Origin of the sequence: Flavobacterium sp. SLB02, from assembly GCF_009664855.1 — a bacterium.
In the GTDB taxonomy this organism is placed as follows: domain Bacteria; phylum Bacteroidota; class Bacteroidia; order Flavobacteriales; family Flavobacteriaceae; genus Flavobacterium.
In genome coordinates this window covers 4,265,371-4,290,639 of the sequence record NZ_CP045928.1, presented here as the reverse complement: position 1 = coordinate 4,290,639, position 25,269 = coordinate 4,265,371, and the positions used below count along the sequence as shown (strand labels likewise).

24 protein-coding genes and 1 tRNA gene are annotated in these 25,269 nt (G+C 33.9%); 11 read left to right on the top strand and 14 right to left on the bottom strand.

What is annotated here, in order from left to right:
• Window positions 1–15: 15 nt before the first annotated feature.
• The 8 genes from GIY83_RS15820 to GIY83_RS15785 all read left to right on the top strand — a co-directional run bounded on the left by GIY83_RS15820 (window position 16) and on the right by GIY83_RS15785 (window position 9,076).
• Entirely contained in the window at window positions 16–1,335 is a 1,320-nt protein-coding gene (locus tag GIY83_RS15820; RefSeq protein ID WP_194618757.1) for an FtsW/RodA/SpoVE family cell cycle protein, read from the top strand.
• 46 nt (window positions 1,336–1,381) lie between these two features.
• On the top strand, window positions 1,382–2,467 hold the full coding sequence (gene murG / locus GIY83_RS15815) for an undecaprenyldiphospho-muramoylpentapeptide beta-N-acetylglucosaminyltransferase (protein ID WP_194618755.1): 1,086 nt from the start codon (window positions 1,382–1,384) through the stop codon (window positions 2,465–2,467).
• 152 nt (window positions 2,468–2,619) lie between these two features.
• Complete coding sequence (gene murC, locus GIY83_RS15810) at window positions 2,620–3,969, top strand: UDP-N-acetylmuramate--L-alanine ligase (RefSeq protein ID WP_208682458.1); 1,350 nt, start codon at window positions 2,620–2,622, stop codon at window positions 3,967–3,969.
• Window positions 3,956–4,678 carry a cell division protein FtsQ/DivIB gene (locus tag GIY83_RS15805; protein ID WP_194618751.1) on the top strand — a complete coding sequence of 241 codons (723 nt, stop codon included), beginning with the start codon at window positions 3,956–3,958 and terminating at the stop codon, window positions 4,676–4,678. The genes murC and GIY83_RS15805 overlap by 14 nt, the downstream gene beginning before the upstream one ends.
• A 6-nt stretch (window positions 4,679–4,684) precedes the next feature.
• Window positions 4,685–6,106, top strand: a complete 1,422-nt coding sequence (gene ftsA / locus GIY83_RS15800; RefSeq protein WP_194618749.1) for a cell division protein FtsA — start codon at window positions 4,685–4,687, stop codon at window positions 6,104–6,106.
• Window positions 6,107–6,190: 84 nt separating this feature from the next.
• A complete protein-coding gene (ftsZ, locus tag GIY83_RS15795) occupies window positions 6,191–8,269 on the top strand; it encodes a cell division protein FtsZ (protein ID WP_208682456.1) in 2,079 nt (692 codons plus the stop codon).
• Between the two features lie 203 nt (window positions 8,270–8,472).
• The gene (locus tag GIY83_RS15790) at window positions 8,473–8,922 is read left to right on the top strand and encodes a GatB/YqeY domain-containing protein (RefSeq protein WP_194618745.1); all 450 of its coding nucleotides are present in this window, start codon (window positions 8,473–8,475) and stop codon (window positions 8,920–8,922) included.
• Window positions 8,923–9,002: 80 nt separating this feature from the next.
• Window positions 9,003–9,076, top strand: a tRNA-Arg gene (locus GIY83_RS15785).
• A 239-nt stretch (window positions 9,077–9,315) separates the two neighbouring features.
• On the opposite strand, the gene GIY83_RS15780 is transcribed toward GIY83_RS15785, so the two are convergent.
• The 4 genes from GIY83_RS15780 to GIY83_RS15765 form a co-directional block, all read right to left on the bottom strand.
• Window positions 9,316–10,209 (bottom strand): hypothetical protein, encoded by an 894-nt coding sequence (locus GIY83_RS15780; protein WP_121321856.1) that lies wholly within the window; start codon window positions 10,207–10,209, stop codon window positions 9,316–9,318.
• A gap of 365 nt (window positions 10,210–10,574) precedes the next feature.
• Entirely contained in the window at window positions 10,575–10,967 is a 393-nt protein-coding gene (locus GIY83_RS15775; protein ID WP_208682454.1) for a hypothetical protein, read from the bottom strand.
• Between the two features lie 195 nt (window positions 10,968–11,162).
• A complete protein-coding gene (locus GIY83_RS15770; protein WP_229029119.1) occupies window positions 11,163–11,528 on the bottom strand; it encodes a response regulator in 366 nt (121 codons plus the stop codon).
• 70 nt (window positions 11,529–11,598) lie between these two features.
• Window positions 11,599–13,305 (bottom strand): PAS domain-containing protein, encoded by a 1,707-nt coding sequence (locus GIY83_RS15765; protein WP_121321862.1) that lies wholly within the window; start codon window positions 13,303–13,305, stop codon window positions 11,599–11,601.
• A gap of 728 nt (window positions 13,306–14,033) precedes the next feature.
• Here GIY83_RS15765 and GIY83_RS15760 point away from each other — a divergent pair.
• Window positions 14,034–14,852: a hypothetical protein gene (locus GIY83_RS15760; protein WP_194618720.1), complete on the top strand. Its 819-nt coding sequence runs from the start codon at window positions 14,034–14,036 to the stop codon at window positions 14,850–14,852.
• Window positions 14,853–14,905: 53 nt separating this feature from the next.
• On the opposite strand, the gene GIY83_RS15755 is transcribed toward GIY83_RS15760, so the two are convergent.
• The 4 genes from GIY83_RS15755 to GIY83_RS15740 all read right to left on the bottom strand — a co-directional run bounded on the left by GIY83_RS15755 (window position 14,906) and on the right by GIY83_RS15740 (window position 17,759).
• Window positions 14,906–15,097, bottom strand: coding sequence for a hypothetical protein (locus tag GIY83_RS15755; protein WP_208682452.1), 192 nt, complete (start codon window positions 15,095–15,097; stop codon window positions 14,906–14,908).
• 249 nt (window positions 15,098–15,346) lie between these two features.
• Complete coding sequence (locus GIY83_RS15750) at window positions 15,347–15,919, bottom strand: helix-turn-helix domain-containing protein (protein ID WP_208682450.1); 573 nt, start codon at window positions 15,917–15,919, stop codon at window positions 15,347–15,349.
• Window positions 15,920–16,283: 364 nt separating this feature from the next.
• Window positions 16,284–16,997, bottom strand: coding sequence for an AAA family ATPase (locus GIY83_RS15745; RefSeq protein WP_194618714.1), 714 nt, complete (start codon window positions 16,995–16,997; stop codon window positions 16,284–16,286).
• Window positions 16,998–17,027: 30 nt separating this feature from the next.
• The gene (locus tag GIY83_RS15740) at window positions 17,028–17,759 is read right to left on the bottom strand and encodes a YggS family pyridoxal phosphate-dependent enzyme (protein ID WP_208682448.1); all 732 of its coding nucleotides are present in this window, start codon (window positions 17,757–17,759) and stop codon (window positions 17,028–17,030) included.
• 212 nt (window positions 17,760–17,971) lie between these two features.
• Between GIY83_RS15740 and GIY83_RS15735 the strand changes: the two genes are divergently transcribed.
• Window positions 17,972–18,235 (top strand): DUF2024 family protein, encoded by a 264-nt coding sequence (locus GIY83_RS15735; protein ID WP_194618710.1) that lies wholly within the window; start codon window positions 17,972–17,974, stop codon window positions 18,233–18,235.
• 61 nt (window positions 18,236–18,296) lie between these two features.
• Here the strand turns inward: GIY83_RS15735 and GIY83_RS15730 are convergent, their stop codons facing one another.
• The 6 genes from GIY83_RS15730 to GIY83_RS15705 all read right to left on the bottom strand — a co-directional run bounded on the left by GIY83_RS15730 (window position 18,297) and on the right by GIY83_RS15705 (window position 24,562).
• The gene (locus GIY83_RS15730; protein ID WP_208682446.1) at window positions 18,297–19,709 is read right to left on the bottom strand and encodes a PLP-dependent aminotransferase family protein; all 1,413 of its coding nucleotides are present in this window, start codon (window positions 19,707–19,709) and stop codon (window positions 18,297–18,299) included.
• Between the two features lie 284 nt (window positions 19,710–19,993).
• The gene (locus tag GIY83_RS15725; protein ID WP_194618705.1) at window positions 19,994–20,749 is read right to left on the bottom strand and encodes a hypothetical protein; all 756 of its coding nucleotides are present in this window, start codon (window positions 20,747–20,749) and stop codon (window positions 19,994–19,996) included.
• 166 nt (window positions 20,750–20,915) lie between these two features.
• Window positions 20,916–21,749 carry a hypothetical protein gene (locus tag GIY83_RS15720; RefSeq protein ID WP_208682444.1) on the bottom strand — a complete coding sequence of 278 codons (834 nt, stop codon included), beginning with the start codon at window positions 21,747–21,749 and terminating at the stop codon, window positions 20,916–20,918.
• 40 nt (window positions 21,750–21,789) lie between these two features.
• Window positions 21,790–22,521: a hypothetical protein gene (locus GIY83_RS15715; protein WP_208682443.1), complete on the bottom strand. Its 732-nt coding sequence runs from the start codon at window positions 22,519–22,521 to the stop codon at window positions 21,790–21,792.
• Entirely contained in the window at window positions 22,521–22,994 is a 474-nt protein-coding gene (locus tag GIY83_RS15710; RefSeq protein WP_208682442.1) for a DUF962 domain-containing protein, read from the bottom strand. Before GIY83_RS15710 ends, GIY83_RS15715 begins: the two co-directional genes overlap by 1 nt.
• Before the next feature lie 326 nt (window positions 22,995–23,320).
• On the bottom strand, window positions 23,321–24,562 hold the full coding sequence (locus GIY83_RS15705) for a TMEM143 family protein (RefSeq protein ID WP_208682441.1): 1,242 nt from the start codon (window positions 24,560–24,562) through the stop codon (window positions 23,321–23,323).
• Between the two features lie 262 nt (window positions 24,563–24,824).
• Here GIY83_RS15705 and GIY83_RS15700 point away from each other — a divergent pair, with 262 nt between their 5' ends.
• Window positions 24,825–25,244, top strand: coding sequence for a hypothetical protein (locus GIY83_RS15700; RefSeq protein ID WP_194618695.1), 420 nt, complete (start codon window positions 24,825–24,827; stop codon window positions 25,242–25,244).
• The last annotated feature ends 25 nt before the right edge of the window (window positions 25,245–25,269 follow it).

The following is a 25,269-nucleotide window of genomic DNA, read 5'->3' as shown; positions in this document are numbered from 1 at the left end:
CCTGAAACTAAAAACATGAAGGAATTAGTAAACAAATTAAAAGGAGATAGGGTAATATGGTCATTCGTGGCTTTATTAGCGCTGTTTTCGTTTATGCCTGTTTTTAGTGCGAGTAGTAATTTGGCTTATATAGGTCACGGGACGGGGAATACATTGGGTTATTTAGTAAAACATCTGGCTCACGTTTGTATTGGTTTTCTAATTATATATTGGGTTCACAGAATTCCATATCATTATTTTAGAGCAATTTCAAAAGTAGCGTTACCTGTTGTTTGGTTTTTACTTTTGTATACATTGCTAAAAGGAACTGTAATTGCCGGAGCAAATGCAAGTCGTTGGATTCAGGTACCTTTTATTGGTATTACGTTTCAAACCTCTACTTTGGCGGCTAGTATATTGTTTATTTATGTTGCACGTTATTTGTCAAAAACAAGAGAAGAAAATGAGCCGTTTCAAACCTCGTTAATACAGCTTTGGATACCTGTGTTTATTACATTGGTTTTGATATTACCAGCTAACTTTTCGACCACAGCGTTGATATTTTCGATGGTAATTATGCTGACATTTATTGGCAGATATCCGCTTAAATATATTGGCTTTATCATTGGTTCAGGAATCGGGATGCTGTTGTTTTTCCTTTTGGTAGCCAAAGCATTTCCGGATTCAAGATTCTTCAGTAGGGTTTCAACCTGGGAAAGTCGTATTACGAACTTTACCACAGATAAACCAGATGAAGATGATTATCAAATAGAGAAAGCAAAGATTGCCATTGCATCAGGAAAATTAGGAGGATTAGGGCCTGGGAAAAGTGTTCAGAAAAACTTTTTGCCCCAATCATCTTCAGATTTTATTTATGCAATTATTGTCGAAGAATATGGTTTAGTGGGCGGAGTAGCCATTTTGGTTTTGTACTTATTGCTGTTATTCAGATTTGTAATTGCATCGCATAAAGCCAATACACTATTTGGGAAGTTAGTGGTCGTCGGGCTCGGTTTTCCGATGATATTTCAGGCGATGATCAATATGGCAGTTGCAGTAGAATTATTACCGGTAACGGGACAGACTCTTCCGCTGATAAGTAGTGGAGGTAGTTCGATCTGGATGACGTGTTTCTCTCTTGGGATTATCATTAGTGTAACGAAAAAAGAGGAAGAAATCGCCGAAGAACAGCAAGAAAAAGAAAGAAGAAAAGAAGCGCTTCAGAGATTAATCGATAAAGAACTGGCCGAAGAAGATTTGATTAGTAATGAAAAAGAACCAGTTTATGAAGAAGAAGGAATGTATTCGATAGAAGATAATTCCAGAAATCCGATGAATGCAGTTTTGAATAAGTAAAAAAAAGAATACAAATAGTTTTTTAAAGCGAATAACTTTTAAAAATATGACAAATTATAAATTCATATTAAGTGGTGGCGGAACAGGAGGGCATATCTATCCTGCAATCGCTATTGCTAATGAATTAAAAACGCAATTCCCTGATGCTGAGTTTCTTTTTGTAGGAGCTCAGGATAAAATGGAAATGCAAAAAGTGCCTCAGGCAGGTTATGAAATCAAAGGGCTTTGGATCGCAGGTTTGCAAAGAAAATTAACCTTGCAAAATTTGATGTTTCCGCTAAAATTGGCAACAAGTTTGCTAGAGTCAAGACGAATTATCAAACAGTTCAAGCCAAATGTGGTAATTGGTACAGGAGGTTTTGCAAGTGGGCCTTTATTGCAGGCAGCTGGAGGAGCAGGAATACCAACGGTGATTCAGGAACAAAATTCATTTCCGGGAATTACCAATAAATTGTTGAGCAAAAAAGCCAATGCAATTTGTGTGGCGTACGGAAATTTAGAACGATTTTTTCCTAAAGAGAAAATTGTCTTAACAGGAAATCCGGTTCGTCAGGATTTGATCGATATCGAAAGCAAACGTGATGAAGCAATTGCTTTTTATGGTTTAGATCCTAATAAAAAAACATTGCTGGTTTTGGGCGGAAGCTTAGGTGCAAGAAGAGTCAACCAGTTAATTGAGAAAGAATTACAAAATATGCTTACGCAAGATGTTCAGATCATCTGGCAGTGCGGGAAGTTATATTTTGAAGAATATAAAAAACACAGTCAACAGCACGTAAGAGTCGTTGATTTTATTGAAAGAATGGATTTTGTATATGCTGCGGCAGATGTGATTATTTCAAGAGCAGGAGCATCATCAGTATCTGAATTATGTATTGTGGGTAAACCGGTAATTTTTATTCCCTCGCCAAATGTAGCCGAAGATCATCAAACTAAAAATGCTCAGGCAATAGTAGATGCAAAAGGGGCTATTTTATTGAAAGAATCAGAATTAGACAGTCAGTTTAGTATTGTCTTTGAGGCCTTGATGAAAGATCATGGCAAACAAAAACAATTAAGCGATAATATTAAAAAGCTGGCAATGCCAAATGCAACCAAAGAGATTGTAGATCAGATTAAAAAGTTGTTATAATATAACTTTTCACGAAAATTATAGAACAGAATAAAAATTTAGAACGCTATTTTTAAGCGTTTTGAGTTATTAAAATAATAAAATTACAAAGGCCTAAGTACTAGTTTTTTATAGCGTAAAGCAACTTGTAAATAGCTCAAAATTAAATAGAAATGAATTTAAATCAGATACAGAACGTTTATTTTATTGGCATTGGAGGCATCGGAATGAGTGCTCTGGCCCGCTATTTTAAAAATATCGGAAAACAGGTTTCTGGTTACGACAAAACGCCGTCAATGTTAACAACTGAGTTGATTGAAAGCGGTATTGATATTCATTTTGAAGATAATATTAATCTGATTCCTTCTGATTATTTTGTAGAAAATACTTTGGTGATTTTTACCCCCGCAGTTCCTGTTACGCATTCTGAGTGGCATTATTTTATCGAGAGAAATTACGAAATAAAAAAACGTGCCGAGGTTTTAGGAATTATTACCAAAGACACTTTTAGTTTTGCTGTTGCCGGAACACACGGAAAAACAACGACGTCAAGTATTCTGGGTCATATTTTATACGAAAGCGGAGCAGATGTTACTGCCTTTGTGGGTGGAATAGTAGAGAATTACAATTCTAATTTAATCGGGAACGGAAAAACTGTAACAGTTGTTGAAGCAGATGAATTCGATCGTTCGTTTTTGCATTTACACCCCAATATTGCCTGTATTACCTCGATGGATGCAGATCATTTGGATATTTACGGAACAAGTGAGGCAATCGAAGCCTCGTTTGTTGAATTTGCTTCGAAAGTAGAAGATAAAAATAAGTTGTTTATAACAAAAGAGTTGCCACTTGAAGGTGTGCAATGTGCTATAAATGAAGATGCTGTATATAAGGCTTTTAATGTTCGCATAGAAAACGGAAGTTATGTTTTTGATGTGCAGACGCCATCAGAAATTATAAAAGACTTGCATTTTGGATTGCCTGGAAAACACAATTTGATGAATGGATTGATGGCTATTGCAATGGCTAAGACTTTTGGCACCCCGACCGACTTGATTGCAAAAGCTATTGCTTCATTTAACGGAATCAGAAGACGTTTTTCGTATCAGATTAAATCAGAAAAATTAGTATATATAGATGATTATGCACATCATCCAACAGAAATAAATGCTGTACATCAAGCGGTTAGGGAGTTGTATCCGGATCGTAAAGTGTTGGCAATTTTTCAGCCACATTTGTTTAGCAGAACAAGAGATTTTGCTGAGGGGTTTGCTGAAAGTTTATCGCAGTTTGATGAAGTGTTTTTAATGGATATTTACCCTGCACGTGAGTTGCCGATGGAAGGGATTACATCGCAATGGCTGTTAGGGAAAATGACAAATTCGAACAAAAAAATTGTTGCAAAAAATGATTTATTAGCGGAGATCAAAGCCAGTGATGCGCCAATAATTGTGACAATAGGAGCTGGTGATATTGGAGAGATGGTTCCGTCAATCAAAAAAATGCTAAATGAAAATATTTAATTGGACAAATATTAGATTAATTCTCATTTTAGGGCTTGTTTTATTTTTATATTCTTTTGCTCAACATCGAAATGGGGATCGAAAATTGAAAAAATCGATGGTTGTTTTTGTAGGAGAAAATACGCTTTTTGTGAAGCCGGAAACGGTTAATAAATTGTTGATAGAAAATAAAAGAGACGCTTCCAGTATCCGAAAAGATGAACTAGATTTGAATAAGATTGAGAAAACCCTTGATACGCAAGAGATGATTGAGAAGTCAGACGTTTTTGTAAGTATTGATGGGGTTCTAAAAGCAGTAGTAAAACAGAAGACACCAATAGCAAGAGTTTATGATGGTGATGCTTCTTTTTATATTGACTATGAGGGTAATAAAATGCCTTTGTCAGACAATTATACTGCTCGGGTTCCACTTGTTTCTGGGGCAATAAATAAAAAAAATAACGAAGATTTAGCTACTTTATTTCGCACAATTTATGACGATGCGTTTTTGAGAAAAAACATCATTGCAATTCAAATTATGCCGAATGGTAGCCTAAAAATGTTTAATAGAAATTATAATTACTTCATCGATTTTGGCAGAACGATGAATGTTGATAAGAAATTTAATAACTATAAGGCCTTTTTTCAAAAAGCGGTTTTAGATAGTTCGTTATATAAATACAATAAGATTGACCTTAGGTTTACGGAACAAGTAGTTTGCACAAAATAATAGAAAATGGAAAAAGATAACATTGCAGTAGGTCTAGATATTGGAACGACAAAGATAGTTGCCATGATCGGCAAGAAGAATGAGTATGGAAAGTTGGAAATTCTGGGTATTGGAAAATCCAAAAGTTTAGGAGTTGCGAGAGGAGTTGTAAACAACATTACGCAAACTATTCAGTCCATTCAGCAAGCAATACTTGAAGCAGAAAACAATTCGGGTTATAAAATAAAAGATGTTGTTGTAGGTATCGCAGGACAACACATCAGAAGTATTCAGCATACAGATTACATCAGCCGTAATAATCCGGAAGAAGTAATTGGCGAAAAAGATATTCAGCTTTTGATTGACCAGGTAAATAAACTGGCCATGTTACCGGGAGAAGAAATTATTCACGTTTTGCCACAGGAATTTAAAATCGACGGACAATCGGAGATCAAAGAACCAATCGGAATGTACGGCGGAAGATTGGAATCTAGTTTTCACGTTGTAGTTGGGCAGGCATCATCTATCAGAAATGTTGGAAGATGTATTCAGAGTTCAGGAATCGAATTGTCAGGTTTGACATTAGAACCGTTAGCTTCGGCAGATGCAGTTTTAAGTCAGGAAGAAAAAGAAGCAGGTGTAGCCCTGATTGATATTGGTGGGGGGACAACAGATTTAGCCATTTTTAAAGATGGTATTATTCGTCATACAGCAGTGATTCCTTTTGGAGGAAATGTAATTACAGACGATATCAAAGAAGGTTGTTCGATTATCGAAAAACAAGCAGAGCTTTTAAAAATAAAATTCGGATCAGCCTGGCCCGGAGAAAATAAAGACAACGAGATTGTTTCTATTCCCGGGTTAAGAGGCAGAGAGCCAAAAGAGATTTCGCTTAAAAACTTATCTAAAATTATTCATGCCCGTGTGGTTGAAATTGTAGAGCAGGTTTTTGCAGAAATTAAAGCGTATGGACACGAAGATCCCCGTAAAAAATTAATTGCGGGAATTGTTCTGACCGGTGGAGGGGCTCAACTAAAACATATCAAACAATTAGTAGAGTACATTACAGGTATGGATACCAGAATTGGATATCCAAATGAGCATTTAGCAGGAAATTCGAGCGAAGAAATTTCTAGTCCGTTATTTGCAACCGCAGTTGGTTTAGTGATGAACAGTATCGAAAATAGCACGCAAAGTGCTGTTAGAATGGAGATTGTAAATGAGCAGCCAAAAGTGGTTTACAGAAATGTTCCTCCGCAAGTGCAACAACCTGTACAGCAGCGATACGAAGTAGAAGAAAACTACGTTGAAAGAGTAGAAACTATTGAAGAATCCAGAGATCTCAGAAGTAATGCCGCTAAGGAAGAATCTACTGAAACTAAAATTAGAAGATCATTTTTTGACCGATATGTCGATAAAATCAAAGATTTTTTAGACAACGCAGAATAAAATAATAAAAGAAAAGGATTACTTTTTTGGCCCCAAGTCAAGAAGTAAAAAATGTATTAAATAAGAATTTCAAAAACCAAAAAGATGATGAGCAACTCAGAATTTGGAAGTATTTCATTTGATTTACCAAAAAACCAATCAAATGTTATCAAAGTAATAGGTGTAGGTGGAGGTGGTAGTAATGCTATCAACCATATGTTTAAACAAGGTATTAAAGGCGTTGATTTCATCGTTTGTAATACCGATTCACAGGCACTACAGAACAGTTCGGTACCTAATAAAATTCAATTAGGTATGAATCTAACAGAAGGTCTTGGAGCAGGAGCAAATCCTGATGTAGGACAGCAATCTGCTATTGAGAGTATCGCCGATATCGAAAAAATGTTAGACCGTGGTACTAAGATGGTATTTATTACCGCTGGTATGGGTGGTGGTACAGGTACTGGTGCAGCTCCGGTAATTGCACAATTGGCCAAAGAAAGAGAAATCCTTACGGTTGGTATCGTGACTATTCCTTTTCAGTTCGAAGGAAAAGTACGTCAGGAGCAAGCGCTTTTAGGAATCGAAAAATTGCGTAAGCAAGTCGATTCGCTAATTGTAATTAATAATAATAAGTTAAGAGAAGTATACGGAAATCTTGGTTTTAAAGCAGGATTCTCGAAAGCGGATGAAGTTTTGGCAACAGCCTCAAGAGGTATTGCTGAAGTAATTACGCACCACTATACTCAAAATATCGATTTACGTGATGCTAAAACTGTTTTGTCAAACAGTGGAACGGCGATCATGGGATCTTCTGTTGCCGAAGGCGAAAACAGAGCCAAGGATGCTATCGTTTCTGCATTGGATTCTCCATTGTTAAACGATAACAAAATTACAGGAGCCAAAAACGTATTGTTGCTTATCGTTTCTGGATCAAACGAAATTACATTGGATGAGATTGGAGAAATCAATGATCACATTCAGGTAGAAGCAGGTCATAATGCCAATATTATCATGGGGGTTGGTGAAGACGAAACTCTTGGTGATGCTATTGCCGTGACTATTATTGCAACAGGTTTTGATGTTGAACAACAAAATGAAATTGTAAATACAGAGCCTAAAAAAATCATTCATACGCTAGAGGATGAGCAAAGAAGTGTTCATAATTTATCGAATAAATCAGTTACTTCTTTTGATGTAAATGCAGAAACACCTACTGCAAAATCTGAAGAGAAAATTGTTTTTGATTTAATGGATGATGAAGATACCGAAATGCCGTTTACAGCTACGCATGTTGCTCCAGTTGAAGTTGCTCCAATTGAAGTTGCACCAGTTGCTGTTACTCCGTCAATGAATGTTGCAGGCAATCCATCAATGAATGTTACAGGAAATCCGCAAATGAATAAGGAAGAATTAGTGGTTATGTCTGAGTTTATCAAAAATCTTGACGTAACTTTCGAAATTGTTTCGCCTATTAGCGATATTGATTTTACTATTTCGGCTGCGGAAACTCCGATTTTTCAGGATGTAAAACCAATTCAGCAGGTTCAGCAAAGAACTTTTGAAAGAGAAGAACAAACGACTTTCTCATTCGATTTGCCTCTTTTTAGATCAGAGCCAGAAGTTAAAAAGGAACCGGTTGCAGAACAGGAAAATAAAGTTTTATTCGAATTATCGAATGAGACCCGTAATATAAAAGTAAATGATCCGGTTCAGTTTGTTCCGGTAACAGAGCTTTCAGATAAAGGAATCATCAAATATTCTTTGGAAGAATATATGGAGGTAGAGAATGAGTTAGTAGCGTCAAAACCTGTGGATAAAGTGGTAGAAGATGTAATTCCTGCGGAATTAAATATCACGATGAAGCAAAAAACTGATTTTGCAAGTGAAGCTCACTTTACAACAACTTCAGAGGTTTCTCCGATGGAATTGACAATCGAGGAAACTTTACGTTTGAGAGCTGAAGAAAGAAGAAAGAAACTAAAAGAATTTAATTATAAATTCCATAATAATGTTTCAAGAATTGATGAACTTGAAAAAGAGCCTGCTTACAAAAGATTAGGTATCGATTTATCAAATTCTCAAGCAAATAATAACAATTCGAGAATATCAGTTGGAACAGATAGTAACAACGATTTGCAGTTGCGTTCAAACAATTCATTTTTGCACGACAACGTAGATTAATTTTACAATCCTAATAATAAAGATAGCCCGAAAATTGGATTTAATTTTCGGGTTATTTTTTTTATCTTCGCACAGAATTTAAAATTTGACTTCTACACTTAGCTTTTAAAGTTAATCTTGTTGTCAGTTCGGGCGAAGTCGAGATTACGATTTCAAATATGCATATCAATTATAGGTAGTACCTATTTAAATAAAAAAATAAGATGAGTTTACAAACATTAATCATGGACGAGATTAAAACCGCCATGAGAGCAAAAGATACAGTAGCATTAGAAGCATTAAGAGCCATTAAATCTGAAATGTTATTAGCTGCAACATCATCAGGTTCGAAAGAAGAATTAACAGAAGACGATGAAATTAAATTACTTCAAAGACTAGTTAAAACCCGTAAAGAAAGCGCTCGTATTTTTACAGAGCAAAATCGTCCTGATTTAGCAGAGCCGGAATTGGCTCAGGTTGCTGTAATCGAGAAATTTTTACCTGCACAATTAAGTGAAGAAGAAGTAGAAGCTGTAGTTGCCAAAATTATCGCTGAAACAGGAGCTTCAGGAATTGCCTCAATGGGAAAAGTTATGGGATTAGCTTCTGCACAATTAGGTGGAACTGCTGAAGGAAAAACTATTTCTGCAATTGTAAAAAAATTATTAGTATAATAAAATTCCAATATATAAATTCCAAATTCCAAATGTAAAAGTTGGAATTTGGGATTCAAAAAATTGAAATTTAAGTTTTTGACCACGTAGTTCAACTGGATAGAATATCAGATTTCGGCTCTGAGGGTTGGGGGTTCGAACCCCTCCGTGGTCACTATAAAAATTGAAAGCCTGCAAAGTGTATATTTTGCAGGCTTTTTTATGGTTCGAAAATTTTCAACATTTTCTTTTAGTTTTGAAAATGCCTAGATTTAAAGGAAATTTTGGTTCGAAGTCCATCAAGGATTTATTTTTTACATTAATTATATGGATAATATAATTTTTAAATTCGCCTCCAGCTTATTTCAAATTCAAAATCATGATTAACGTTATAGTAGTTGTTTTGGTGTGTAGTTATATAGTTCTTTCTTTTAATGTTTTGTCGAAATCTGTTCCCACTTTATCAATCAGCCCCGAAAAATGGCAAAAATAAAGTTCGCCGTTTTTATCATTTTCTTTTATGGCAATTATACCATCGTCAAATTCCGCTAAATGAAAATAATCTCCATCATCTAATCCTGTTCTCTGTATTTCAGAGATTCCTGAAATTCGAAATTCCTGAAATTCCAAGCCCTCGGTTTGCTCAATGATTTGTATGTAACCATGTGGAAGGACTGAGTCAATTTTCAGTTTAAATATCTCAATTTGCTGTGGAATTAACGGATTATATGCAGTTTTAATTGGTTTCACTTTTGCAATCTCTCCAATCACGCCATCAAAATTTGGAATCGTCTTGAATTCTGTTTTTTCGATACTGATTACAACTTTCTCATTTGGATCATTGTTAATCTTTTTACTAATTACTTCAATATTGTCTTTTCTTTGAATTCGCTTGGGATTGGGTCTGATTTTCCATCCCCAAATCCTGCCGTCATAAGTATTAAAATCAATACTGTATTTTTCTTCGTTTACTTTAAATCTAATCGTTGCAATTTTACTTTCATCTCGTCTTGGATACTTTAAGTTAGGCGGCATTTTTTTATCTCCATATAGTTCTATTGACATACTCTTCTCCCAATATTGCCTCGATTTACGTTTATTTTCGAAGTATTCAATTTGCATCTTAATCTTGTCAGCTAAATCAGGGTCAAACATAGAAGTAAAAATATCTAAAAGTTTTTTTTCAAGTTTCGTATAGCCTTTATTGTTGAATTTTGGTCTTCGAATTTGAATTAAAATAAATGCTAATCCAAAATATAAAATTATTAGTCCTGCAATTACACATAATAATGTTATCAATATTTTCATATTTAGTATTTCGGTTCTTTACTATGCACCACAACGTTATCGCGCTTCTCGCGCTACAAGTAGTTTGGTCCTAAATTAAGACCTATTTTTGGACTTGCCAAATCTTCCAAATACAAAGCAATTTTTCAATTAAGCCAAATCCCCAAATTGCTTGTAGCTGTTATAGCCAGTTTTTATTATTCACATACAATACACTGACAAGTTTCTCCAACAACATGATTGTCATTTAGTATTCTAACTTCTGAATCGATATAATGTTCCGCTAGGCATTTTCCGCATAAATATGTAACTTGTTCATTTACGCTTACTTGAAAAACAGGTTGAGTTGTACACATAATTTATTTTTATAAAGGTTAATATTGTTTTTATCTATTTCTTTGAGCAAAATCAATTCTATAATAATCTCCATCTTTTTGACCAAGCAAAATATTAAACATTCCGTCGTCTGTAACGTAACTGAATTGTTCAGGAATATTATTCAAATCTATAATTTCTTCGCCAAGTTCATGTAATACTTCATTTAAAACAGCTAGGAACTCAGCTATTACTTCTTTCGGAACAAACAAAGCAACACTTTTCCAGCCTCCATACTCTGAATTTTGCCAGTATTCATATTTAGAAAGGTAATAATGATTTGATTTATGGCTATTAACAATTGCCAAACCTAGTTCTTCGCATTTTTCAAAATTAAGATAGAAAATATTTCTGTCGATTCCAGTTTTTGCTGACAATCTAGTGACAACATCTACATATTCCATGACTTGTCTTTTATGAGGGTTAAAATTGGCTATAACGTTTTGCAGCTACCCGAAGGGCGGGATTTTTGCCACAAAAATGGATTTGAAAAACTAATGTTCCATTAACCACAAAACTATCTTTGGAACACCAATCCCCGCCTTTTGGGTAGCTGCTGTTATGCACAGGTATTTGTCTATTCATTGAAACAGTTAAAGTTAACTTAACGATAGTTTGACCATGTCAAACTTAATTATATCATCTAAATTCAAAATTTCTTCGATGTCCTGTTTCGAAAGTGGTTTGTGATATAACTTTTTAATCACAGGATATGATTGAGATTTTAACTTGTCGCTTTCATCTGTGGAGGAAGTTACAATGTAGAGTTGAAATTTATTGAAAGACTCAGGTTTTATTTTTTGCAGACCGTCTAAAAAGCCCCATCCATTTAGTACTGGCATATTGATGTCTAAAAGTACAACAATAGTATCGTTTGAGTTTTGTAGAGTTTCTAATACTGCCAAACCCATTTCTCCGTTATCACAATGATGACAATAAACTGAATCATCCAATTTGTGAATCATTTTTTGGATAACGAATCTGACGATCGGATCATCATCTACTATAAGTACTGTTTTGTTCATTTCTTCATGTTTAAGTTAAGTGTTGTGCCTCATTAACCATATTCTTTACAATGTCATCCAATTCATTTGCGGAATCTCTCAAATGTTTTAACCACATTAAAGTATCATCAAGACTTTCATTATTATCCTCAATAACATTCATAATCCCCAACATTCTTGCAAGGGGAGCCCTCACAATATGAGACTGTGTCCAGGCAATATTTTTGAGTTTTTCGTTCTGTATTTCAATTTGCCTGACATAATTATTTCTGCTTATTTCAAAATTCTTTCGCTCCGTGATATCATTCATGGCTCCTACCATACGGATAGGATTTCCTTTTTCATCTCTAATTACAATGCCCTTGTCTACGACATCGGAAAAAGTACCATCATTTTTTTGATAACGATACTCGGCAATCCAGTCAGATTGGTTGGGTTTTTCGAGTGCTCCATAAATACTTTGCAATACCCATTCCCGATCCTCAGGGTGAATGTGATTGGTCCAGGTTTCCAAAGTTGGAGTTGTTTTTTCAAATTCGTATCCAAAAAGATTTTTTAAACCAGCCCCCCAATACAGTGTATTTTCTAAGATATTCCAATCCCATATCGCATCATTGGTCGCTTCAGCAACTTTTTCAAAACGTTCATTGGATTGAAGCAGGCGTATATTCGACTCTTTTCTCAGTGTGATGTCTCTAAAATAAACAGACAACCCAGTGGTTGAAGGATATACCGTCACCTCTAGCCATACATTCAACGCAGGGTAAAACTCTTCAAAAGTCAAATTTTCTTGAGTTTCCATGGCTTTATGATATTGTCGGTAAAAGTCGGTCTCAATGGCGTCAGGATATTCATCCCAAAGGTTTTTGCCAATCAGGGTATCCCTTTTTCTATGCAATACCTTTTCTGTTTCTTTATTTAAATAGGTTACTACCCAATCTTTGTTAACATAGAAAAAAGCATCTCCGATACTTTCCAGAATGTTGATTTTTTCCTGATAAGCTTTTTCAAGTTCTTCTGCGGCATGCTTTCGTTCATCTATCTTCTTGAAGTAGGCAGATACCCCGCCCTGCGATGGATAGGTATTTATTTCATACCATTTTCCATCTCCCGGGTAATAATATTCAAAGGATTCTTTTCTCTTTGATCGGGCGACCCTTTGATAAATTTTCCGAATAGGAGTATCTGCAATTGCTGGAAATAATTCCCAAATATTCTTGCCCAAAACATCTTCAGCTTTCTTTAAGAGTAAGTTCTCTGCTTCCTTGTTGAAATAAGTAAACTTCCAGTTTTTGTCCACAGCATAAAAAGCGTCAGATATACTTCCCAAAATCTCACGAATTTGAAGCTCCAGCAACTTGTAAGCGTGAATATCCTGAAAACTGCCATATATCCGTTGGCATTTCCCATGAATCATTTCTACATTTCCAATAGCCCGAACCCAACGCTCGTTCTTTTTCTTAGTTATTATAACAGCTTCAAAGTCAAATACAGCACCAGTTTCAATGCTATTTTGTAAAGTGTCATTTACCATTGATCGAAAATCTTCCCTATAAAATCTTAGACCTGTTTCTAAAGCAGGCGTGAAAGTTTTCGGGTTTGTTTCGTGAAGTTCGTGGACAATGTTGGACCAGTATACTTTGTTACTCGCAACATCAAATTCCCAATTTCCAATTCTAGCGAGTTTTGAAGCCTGCTGGTAAAAGAAAATATTTGAGTCTTGTTTATTCGCTTTCATTTTTCAATTATTTATCGTCTGGTCTATACTTGTGCATAACTTGTATATACTACTGACAGCATCAGACTTATCACCCCAAAATTGGGTATATATGTCTGACAAGGGTCAGGGTTTATTTACTATCAAATATATAATAATAAACTTATAAATAATCAAAAGAACTTTTAATTCGTTGAATGCTTTTCGTGCTGACATGGGTATAAAATTCAGTGGACTTACTGCTTTATTGAATCAGCACAAACACGATTAATCAATAGTAATATTAACGTCGAATCAAAAAATTAAACATCATTTAAAATTTTCAAATCTTCCATTAAATGGTTCGAATTCTGTACCGCCAAGGTCACTAAAGAGGAATAAAAGCCTGCAAAATATGTTTTTTTGCAGGCTTTTTTGGTCGACAAAATTATCAGCAATTTTGTTTGATTCAGTTGTTAAGTTTAACATCTGAAATCCTTCAGTGTAAAACTATTTTAAAATTTGTGGTTTTTAAAGTTGTTTTATTTGCATATTTAATGTTCGCATATAAAATCGTGTATCTTTACCCGTGATTGTAATAAAGAGTTTGTAGATGATTGCCTGGCTCTCCATTTAATATCGTAGAATTCTTTTTTGCAGGCATCAAGTTATAATTAACAAAATTTCCTGATAAATAATAATCATTACTAGTGCCAATTCCTTTTAGGGGTTTTATTAGTTTTTACACTCAACCTTAATAGTAATAGCATATGACATTAATATCCAAAGAAAAATTTTCTGAAGCTGCCGGCCTTTCTAAAATTCCTATCCCCGGATTATCCTCTTATTTAATGAAAGTAATGAAAATTAATAATTTAAATACCATTGTAAAAGAGGGAGGTGATCTTGAGGGTGCAGATTTTGCAAATTACGTTTTAACGAAAATTGGAGTGGAAGTCCAATTTGATGATACGGAATTATTAAATATTCCTAGTAAAGGCGCCTTTATTGTTATTGCAAATCATCCTTATGGCGGTATCGAATCGTTAGCTTTGTTAAGTACAATTGCTAAAAGACGCCCTGATACGATGTATATGGGCAATTTTTTATTAAAGGAAATTCCTAATCTTGCAAAATGTATTATTGCAGTAAATCCATTTGAGAACGTACAAAATTCGGCAAGTATTACGGGATTAAAAATGACGCTCAAAGCACTAAGCGATGGTGTTCCCGTTGCAATATTTCCTGCAGGAGAAGTTTCATCTTATGATTTTAAGACAAGTCAGATAACAGACCCGGAGTGGCATCCTGTAGTAGGCAAGGTTATCAGTAAAGCAAACGTACCTATATTGCCTATCTATTTTCACGGAAATAATGGTTTTTTCTTTAGTATGCTAAAATCAATTCACCCTATGCTGCAAACTTCAAAACTAATTTCAGAGTTGTTTAATAAACAAGGACATGCTCTAAAGATGACTATTGGAAAAACAATATTTTTAACAGAGGTAAGTAGTAAATCTTCGGATCCTTTATTGTTAAAAAATCTTAGAAATAAACTATACGCTCTAAAAAATCAATTGCATAATTAGTACCAATAATTGAATATTTATAAGAAGCTTCAAATAAGGGTAAGAGTAGTTTTTTATTTTTCAGAGCTTTTCTTTGGCTTTTTTACCAGAAAGTAAAGTGATGCCAGAAAAACAATGATGTAAAGAATTGCCAGTGCAGGTTTCTCAAATTTTAGGTTCTCGAAGTCAAACTGTTTATATAATGTTACTCCTAAAATGATTACTATAACCATCAAAGGAAACGATAATGATTTTTTATTTTCCATTTTGTTTAATGTTTTATAAGTATGTCAATTTTGTTTATGTTATAATTATTTCATGAATTAATTCGTTGCTATAAATTTAGTAAAATTGCTGTAATTTTAGTTGTACCACTTGTGAAGTAGTTAAAAATTTATCGATTTAAGATATGTTTTTGTGATACGATTAATTTTTGTTAAGAGTATATAGGCTAGAAGTAGGCTTTCTTGTGGAGTTATATTTAAATCTTGCTTAGGCTAATTTTGTAGTATATTTTATTTCTCTGGTTTGTAGAAAATTTCCCCATAGAATAAAACGCCAATAAATATCAATATACACGAAAAGATCCACGATCTAAATCCAATTCGGCATCCACCAATAAAACCTTGTACGCACATAAGTAAAAGGAGGTAGGCCGCAAAACCAATTCCAAATTTTAAAAGACGTTTGGTTGCTCTTATTTTTTGTGTAAAATGGACAATGAAAAAGGGAATAAAAAAACTTAAAAGAATTGCTCCAACTTTACTATTTGTATTTGCTTCAATAGGCAAAGTCAGATAGCCAATAGTTCCCACTATAATTATGTTTAAAAGAATTAAAAAGATGCCATTTATAATATAAGATGTCATTGTTTTATTCTCCGAGAGCTGATTTAATCCTTGTAAATCGGCTTTATCGATTTGAAGCACATCACAAATCAGGCTCAAAGTTTTTCCGCGAGGTTCATTATTGTTGTTTTCAATTCTTTGAATGGTTCTCAGATTCACTTTTGATAGTTCTGCGAGTTCTTCCTGAGTAAAGCCTTTTAACTTTCGCGCATCGCTAATTTTTTTCCCTATAGAATTCATGGTTTATATCATTTATTTTAAGCCAAAATTATTTAAAAAAGGATGATTTGATAACGGTTATCTTATGACATTTTTATGACATTTGATGTAATTGCTAATGTAAAACTAATTTTAATGGTAAAAGGGAGTAGCTATCTTAAAAAAGTATTTAAGATTAGTTAATGATACAGGGAGAATTATATGTTTTTCTTCTGAATGTTGTTTGTTTAAACGAAAATAGAATAAAATGATTCTTTGGATGATATGCTATTATAATTAGCTGTTTTTTTATATTTAATTAATTGAATCTATTAATTAATGCCAAAAAAAAAGTCTGCACAACCAATTGATTTTGCAGACATATTATTGTAAATATTTTCAATTTTTACAATAATTCTTTAACTTCCAACTCTGCAATAATTTGCTTTTTCATTATGGTATGAATATAATCTTTGGCTTCGGCATAAGAGATAGCATACTTACGCGGAATATCTTGTAAATGAACAGGGAAGTTTGCCAGTAATTTATCATAATAAAGATCTAATTCGCTTTCGTTTGGCATTTCGAATTGTAAACGCAATTGAAATCTTCGCAATAAAGCAGTGTCAATGGTATGGTAATGATTGGTAGCACAAATAAGCAAGCTATCTGTTGGGAAGTAATCAATCAATTGAATGATGGTATTCACCAGACGTCTCATTTCACCAACGTCTTTATCATCGCTATCACGGCTTTTACCAATCTGGTCGAATTCGTCTAAAAATAATACTGACTTTTCCCTAATTGCTTTATCGAATATCGCTTTTACATTTTTCGAAGTTTCGCCAATTCGGGCATTGATTAATGTACTCAGATTAATGATTACAATATTTTTATTCAACGCAGTCGCAATAGCTTTTGCAGTTGTCGTTTTACCACAACCGGAATGACCGTGAAGTAATATTTTGTTATCTATTTTAAGATTGTACTTTTTTAATTCTTCAAGATATTTATGCTCTTTAATGGTTTGGTTTAAAGCAGCTTTGTTTTCTTCGCTAAAAAGTAAATCGGCTAAAGCTATTTTTTCGGTATCGTTTACGGTAAGTTCGTATAGATTCATCTGAATTTTTATTTGGTGCAAAATTAGATTTTATTCTGCAATATTTTCATTCCATATCTCTTTTCCCAAAAAGCGGTTTCCAAAGATCGAAGTCCCAATTCTAACCAGATTAGATCCTTCGGCAATAGCCAGTTCCAAATCCTGAGACATTCCCATAGAAAGTTTTAATTCGTTTATTCCTTCTATTCTCGCCCTGTAAATTTCATCCCTGATTTCTCGCAGTAATCGTAAAGAAGGCTGCATTTTTTCTTTTTCGACATCTAATAAACCAATGGTCATCAGGCCTTTTATTTTTAAAGTCTCGTATTGTTTTATGTCACCAATAAAAGATATAGCCTCATATGGTTTAAGTCCAAATTTACTTTCCTCGAGTGAAGTATTGACCTGAATAAAAACATCCAGATTTCTTCCTTCTTTTTGTAATTGTCTGTCAAGTTCCTGCGCAAGACTCAATCGATCAAGAGATTGAATGCAAGAAGCATATTTCAGCACATCTTTTACTTTATTGGTTTGAAGATGTCCAATAAAATGACGTTCTATATGTAATTCTTTTAATCCAGGATCTTTATCCCGTAACTCCTGCATTTTGTTTTCGCCAATTAAGGTTTCTCCAGCTTCGATTGCAATCCTGATTTTATCGGTAGGAACAGTTTTAGTGGCCAATAACAATTGTACATCTAACGGATTCCTGCCTGAAAGTTTACAGGCAACTTCAATTCGGTTGTGAACCTCTTTTAAATTAGATAATATAATCTCTTTCATGTTGCAAAATTAAGACTTGCCCGACCTAAAGCTGCGATCCAGTTTTTGCTATTTAAAGTAGTCCAGTTTTTGCTTTGTTTTAAAATTACAACCAGACCAGTAATATGTAATAAATGAAAAAACTGGATTATGCCGCTTCTAAATAAGCAAAGTAAATTTGTACTATTAAAAAGATCAATATTTAATAGTAAATAATTAAGAGATAACAATTTATGAAAGTAGCAGTATGGGATACTTATGTAACCCGAAAAGACGGAAAAATTATGCATTTTGATATTCTGGTAGACGAGAATACAAATGATGAAAATGAGATTTTTGAATTTGGTAAAAGTTATTTAAAAACAGTTTCGCAAGAAGGTCAGCCTTTAAGTTCAAAAGAATGCAGATTTTGCCATATAGATAAAGCTCCTGAGGCAGTAGAAAACCAAATTCGTGAAAATGGTTTTTCTATTATTGAAATGGAAAATTGCAGTTAATTATTCTCCAAAAATAGAATCGAAGAGTTTATAGACTAAAAGTGCTTTAGCTTTCAGTTTTTTATAGGTATTCTGAAAGTGCTATAATTCCCTGTTCCATTTGTTGTTCTGTCAGCGATGCATAACCTAATCTAAATCCGGAGGCAGAATTTTTAAAACTAAAATTCTCAGGATTCATGATTTTAATGCCTTTAACCAATAATTGCTGGCAGACGAATGCGATGTCAATTTCTGATTTTGGAACAATCCAAAAGGCCAAACCTCCTTCGGGTTTAGATAAAGTAATTTTGTCTTTGAGATGTTGCTTACAGAGGCTTTCAAAATAATCTCTTTTTGCTTTATAAATTAAGTTCGTTTTTTTAAGATGCCTTTTGATGATACCTTCATTGATAAGATGCAATACCGCTTCTTCCATGATATTATCGCCCTGTACATCGATTATTTTTCTATGTTCACCTACTTTTTCAATACTTTCAGGAGTACTTACCAAATAACCAATACGCAATGCCGGAGCCACAATCTTACTTAAAGTGCCAATATAAATAAAGTTTTGGGTACTTTCGTAACTCGAAATAGGTAAAATAGGACGCTGACCAAAATGAAATTCATGATCATAATCGTCCTCGATAATGATAAATCCGTATTGATTGGATAGTTCGATAAGCTTTAATCTTTTTTTAAGGCTCATTGTTACTGTCGTCGGAAATTGATGGTGAGGCGTAACGTATATGGCTTTTATAGCGTTGTAATTTTTTAGGTACTCTTCGACTTCATCTAAATTCAAACCATCAGAAGTAATACTTACCGGGAGCAAAGCTGCACCGGCATTTTCAAACGCTTTCCATGCCGGTTTATACCCCGGATTTTCGATCATAACATAATCTCCCTTCGAGAATAAAGAATGTGCAGCAAGATACATTGCCATTTGGCTGCCGCGCGTAATGCAAATTTGATCGTGTGAAACATTCATTCCCCTTTTAAAATTCAGCATTTGGGCAATTGCTTTTCTAAATTCAGTATTTCCAAATTCATTGCTGTAGCCCATGATTTGCCAACGCGATTTTCTGTTGAATATTTCTCTGTACGCACGCGCCAGATCTGTCATAGGAGCAAGTCGGCTATCCGGGAGACCGTCATCAAAAATAAGATGTGGTTTTGCCTCATCCTCAATACTAATCGCTTTCTGTTGCTGTTTTTTTTCAAGGCCAATTTCGGGTAATATATCGGCTACGAATGTTCCTTTTCGGTCCATTGTAATTAGCCAGCCTTCGGCAATCAATACATCCAGGGCTTCAATTACGGTATTGCGGTTTACATGAAGTAAACCTGCCAATTGCCTGCTTCCGGGTAAAGCATTACCACTGGATAATTTACCTGATTTTATTGCATTGATAATCGCATTGGCAATTTGCAGATAAAGTGCCGTATTCGATTTTTTGTCTAACTGAATTTCTAATGGCCAAGGTCGTAACATCTGGACTGGTTATTTGTATTAAAACTGTGCTATATTGACAGACCAAAGTTAAGATGTTTTATGACGCAATACTGTAGGAACTTAAATTATATCAAGATGTAAACAACAGAATAAAAATCTCATCAAAAGATTTCGTGAGACTTTCGCACGTTTAATAGGGGATGCCTACTAACATTATTGTATGTAATTGAAGGTTTAGGCTTTACATAAATTTAGAAAATGTAAAAATGAAATTTGCTTAATATAAGAAAATGCTTTTTTTAAATTTATTGGTTAAACCGATTTTATTCTTCCAATATTTTTTCAGTATCAATGGCGTTCTTTTCCTGATAAAGTGTCTCACCTGTTATACCACTATCTCCTAATGCACGCCCTTTTATTAACCAGGCAATCCCGAACGCAAAAAGAGACAATGCTTCGAGAACCAAAGTAGAATATTCGAACCGCTCTAGTTTCTCTGATATTGGCACCAAAACAACAAATAGAATAATTGAATAACCACAAGTTCTGTAAATATTATTTTCGTTTAAGATGCTTTTTGGAGTTCTGGTTTCGTTTTTTTGTCCTATCGTAAAAACATTAATGGCCAGTAAAGCCATGATCAGGAATAGGAGCGCAGCAAAACCATAATGAAGCCAGCCCAGCCATTCCTGATTAGAAGGAATCAGTGTGTAAATTTTGGTTTCTATTTCATTTTTTTCAGGAGTAGTGGGGAAAAAAGCAACGCCCAAAGCCATAATTCCGGCAATATTGGTGAGTAAATTATCGTTTTTCCAGATCGAAACATTTCCGTGACCTTTATACCGAATTAAAAATAAACCAACAGCGCATAAAGTTCCGGTAAAAAACTCTCGTAGATGCGTATAATAATAATGACTGATAGAATGCTGAATATCAGTTTGAAAGTAAGAAATCAAAGAAAAACCGACTAAAAATATCGGAAGGCTTATACCCAGATAGCCAATGGCACGTCTGATTCTTCTGTAGGTGAAAACATCGTAACTCTCCATTTTAATTTCATTGTTGATATCAATTTTCATATTATCGATGTATTTGTTTGATAATGATAAAGTTAGTGAAAATTGAAAAAAAAATGAAAAAAGCTTATTTGAATAAAAAAACCTAAGAGAATGGGATTTTTTTAGAAGGTTTTATTGTCAGGCTGAGGCGAAGTCGAAGTCCTTGTTAATCAGATGTATATTTTTATCAAGGATATTTTTTGATTGTTATTTTTCGTTTTACAAATACAATTGTATCAGTATTTTTCGGATGATCCCATTCTTTATCATTTTTGAAATTAAATCCTTGTACTATAATTTTGATCGAGTCATTAAGTTTTCTCAGATAAAGTTCTTTATATTTTATTTGACTGCTTGATCCTCCAAATTCATTTGTAGAATCAAGTGCTTTAAAACTAAAAGGAACATTTTCTTTATGTCGACTAGTGAAATAAATTGTAAAGCTCAGGTCTTTTTCAAAAGTCTTTTTATTACTATAATAATCAATGCTCGAAATTGCCGAATCTATTTTAAGGGTTGAATTATCTAACAAAGTTTTATTATTCTCAATAGGTAAATAGGTATAGATTTTAGAATGTATTAAATACTTATCGTATGCATTTTGAGGAAAGTAATTGATTACGATATAAACTAAAGAAACAAAATACAGCAATATAATTAATATTTTATATCCTTTTATGAAGGACTCTTTAGTGTTTTTATAAAAATATTTTAAAATGTAAAATGCCTGAATCAGAAATAAAATTAAGAAGAATAAAACATAAAAAACTTTCTCGACTAAGTCATTTTTTCTACTGAAATTATTGATGTAAATATTTAGTATAAAGCTGATGATATAAATGCCTATTAACGTTCCGTATAATGATAAATTTGATTTTAGCACTTTTGAAAAACTAATGACACTCCATTTTCTGGCAATGGTTATTACTAAAATAGAAATAGCCAATGCTGTAATAAAAAAACGTATAATTTCTATAAATAGACTTATTTTGGTATCAATATGAGGCTGGCCGTATAACAATTTGAATTATTTAGTTGTTGATTTTTTCTATTCTTAATTACTACTCAGTCAAAGGATTGTAGTTTTTATATCTTGTGTAAACTTCTAAATCCTTTACGAATTCTTTTTTTACCGTTTTGTGTTTTCCTTTTTTGTCGATGGTATAAATTTCTCTATTATCATTGTCTAGCGAAACGCCCGCAAACTCTCTTAAGCTATCTTTTTCTATTTTTAAAAATACCGTTGAACTTCCTCCGTAAACCAGCCAGGCATCTACACAATTTAAGAGTTCGTTATATTGTAAGTTAGGGTAATGATCGGAGTTTTTCATCAGAACGAATTCCTTTTTTGACAGATCGAAAATAAGTAGTTTTCTAATTTCATTCGCGCCTCTTGCAGCAACCGAAGATTGAAAGGTAAGGTCATTGAATCCGTCGTTATTGAAATCTGTAAGTTCGGCATCACAATTTGTTATGCCATCTTTCAGGTATTCCAGTTTTTGTTTGACCAACCATTTATTGTTTCTTTTTTCGAACAAATTAATTTCAACATAAGTGCTGTCATCAGATCTAAATTGGTTAACGGTTAATTTAAATTTTCCTTTTGTTCCAACCTGAGTGCTATCTGTAAAAGCTTCTTCTAAAACAGTTTTGGCGGTATCTATTTTAGTTTCAGGTTTAATGCTCTCTTTTTTTGTACTGAGTTTTTTAGACAGAGATACGCTTTGTTCTTTGCTTTTTTGCGAGCAGCTTACTATCGAAAATAATAAAACGAGAAGTATTAATTTTGTCATTATTGGTTTACTTTCTTAGAAAATAAATTCTCTACCACCCATGCCGGCCCAATCATCAGGAACTGAAGATCTTTTAGGAAAGATGGTTTTTTGCCTTCGATATTATGACCGTAAAATTGCCCGATCCAGGCGATCACAAAAACACCTATAGAGAAAATCCATAAAGGTACAAATTGACCTATATAATAATTTACAACCAAACAGATCGCCGATAAAATCGCAATCTTAAATGCCATTGAAACAGATAAGCGAATATAGAAAATGAGCACAAAAATAAGCACCACGGCAGCCCAATTTTCGATAATAGGGGCATGTAGTTTTAAGATATTGGCAATAAAACCACTTGGAATGCTCATTAATAATCCTACTATAGAAAAGTAAATTGCAGGAACACATATATAATGTATCGCTTTGTTTTTTGGATTTTGATGACTTACGGCATATTCATCAAACCATTGTTGTAATGTTCTCATTATTTTGGTTTTGAGGTTAGTTGCGTAAATCTAATCAAATTTCTTTTTCGTTGATCGATTTATGAATTTGACTTAAAAATTAACCGAAGAAATATAAGGAATCAATTTTTAATATGGATGCAGCGGGACAAGTCTCCGGCTCTTTGAGTTTTTTAAAATGAGCTATTTATGACAATAAGAAGATAAGTTTTCTTCTAAAAACTAAGCCCTGATAGAAGTGTAAAACCTTTTGTGCCGGTCTTCGGCACAAAAGATTACTTTACTTAATTTTTATTTTATTTCGGAGTTCAGTGAACTTCGTTTGGAACGGATAGAAGGATTAGCCCCTAAATATTTACAGGAGTATTTGCATATTCAAAAACATTATCCCAAAGTTCATCGATGGTAACAAGGGCTTTGTCTAGCGGAATAACTTCCCATTTTCCGTTGGTTTCTATGCCAAGGCCAATATTTTTAAGTTTCAGTAAAGCGTCTTTTACATTAAAATCAAGATCTGTATGGAGCTTTGTTATGAACCAGGATTCTATTTGGTTATCGAGTTCTTCGGCGGTTAAAGGTTTGTCGCTTTGGTATAGAAAAGTATACGCCAAAATGGTTTCTTTAAGGACTTCTTCTTCGGAGGAATTCAGCAGCGAATAAAAGGCGCCGCTGTTGTTCCCGAGATTCTTAAAATAGAGACTGTCTGAAAGTATTTTAGAGTATTTGATTTTCTTGTTTACAAAATTGCTGTATTGGCGAAACAGGTACAGCGACAAAACGCCAAGGGCAATTAAACCCTGATTTAGCGAGGCTTTACTGTTTAATAAATCGATTGTCTCGCCAGATTGATAGGCCGCATACATACCAATTAAGGCCGGAACTACGGTGGTACTTAATAATGAGATGCCGCCGCCAATACCGGGAACCCAAAAGAATAGTTTGTCTCTGGTAGACATTCTGGGGATGGCGTTGGGAAAAATGGTTTCGAGATCGTTTTTCGGAACACGCTTAAAGATTTTTAAGGCGATCGTTCCCGGATCAATTGGCATTTTACCTAATTTGACTTTGTTTTCGCTTAGGTATTCTTTTTCGTTATAGTTGAGGTAAATCAGGACACGATCGTAGTATTCGATTTCGATTTCTTTTTTCCAGAAAATATATTTCTTTACTTTTTCTTTTGCCTGATGGTGCCCTCGAACATATAATTCGTAATCTTTGAAGGCATTAAAATCTATTGAAAGATTCAGGCCTATTAAATCCGAATCTTCAAAGGCTTTGTCGAGAGTTTCCTGATCTACACGACGATAATTGCCTTGATCTAAGACTTTTAGAAGGGTTTGTTTGAAAATAGAAAAATCACTTTTGCCCAAAAATGCCTGACGCTCTTTGAGACTTAAATCCGGATCGAATAAGGCGTAGTTTTGCTTTAGGTTTCGGTTCAGGTTAAAGGCTTCGTAATGAAAATAGTGCTCGATGATATCAAATAATTTTTTGAAATCTTCGACCTTTTTTTGATCATCAGTGAAAGTGGCTATTTGTTGTTCGAGTAAGAATTCCTTGTTAAAGGGAATATAATGTTCTCGCTTCATACATTTTTGGCTTAAATTTAGTGGTATTTCTAAAACGCAAAAATACCATCGGAAATTTGATTTCTGAACGGATTTTCTATTAAAATTTAGTTATTTTCTTTTAAAGGTTTAAAGACGGTAGAGATATGGGTATCACACAACAATTCGAGCAGAATTTTGCAAATAACGCACTACAGATTATCGTAAATTTGGATAGGTTTGCTTTGAAATAAAACTCAAATTTTAAACTGGAAATTAAAACTTTACACCAATACATCCTGATATGGAAAATATACATACTTCTAAAACTCAAAATTTTGTTAGAATACTTTTGGGTATTTTTATGATAACAGCCGCCATTGGTCATTTTACTTTTCAAAGAGATGATTTTCAGGCACAGGTTCCTAATTGGGTTCCCCTTGATAAAGATCTTGTGGTAATACTCTCCGGAATTGTAGAAATTGCCTTAGGTCTTGGTATGATATTTTTAACCAAATATAAAGTACAGGTAGGAATCGCGCTGGCTTTATTTTACGTTTTGGTTTTTCCGGGTAACATTGCACAGTATCTAAATGGTACAAGCGCTTTTGGTCTGGATACTGATCAGACCCGTTTGATAAGATTGTTTTTTCAGCCCGTTTTGATTTTCCTGACGTTATGGTCTTCGGGGGCAATAGCTTTCTTTAAGGGATTAAAACGCTAAGGAACTAATTTGCTAAGGTTTTTTT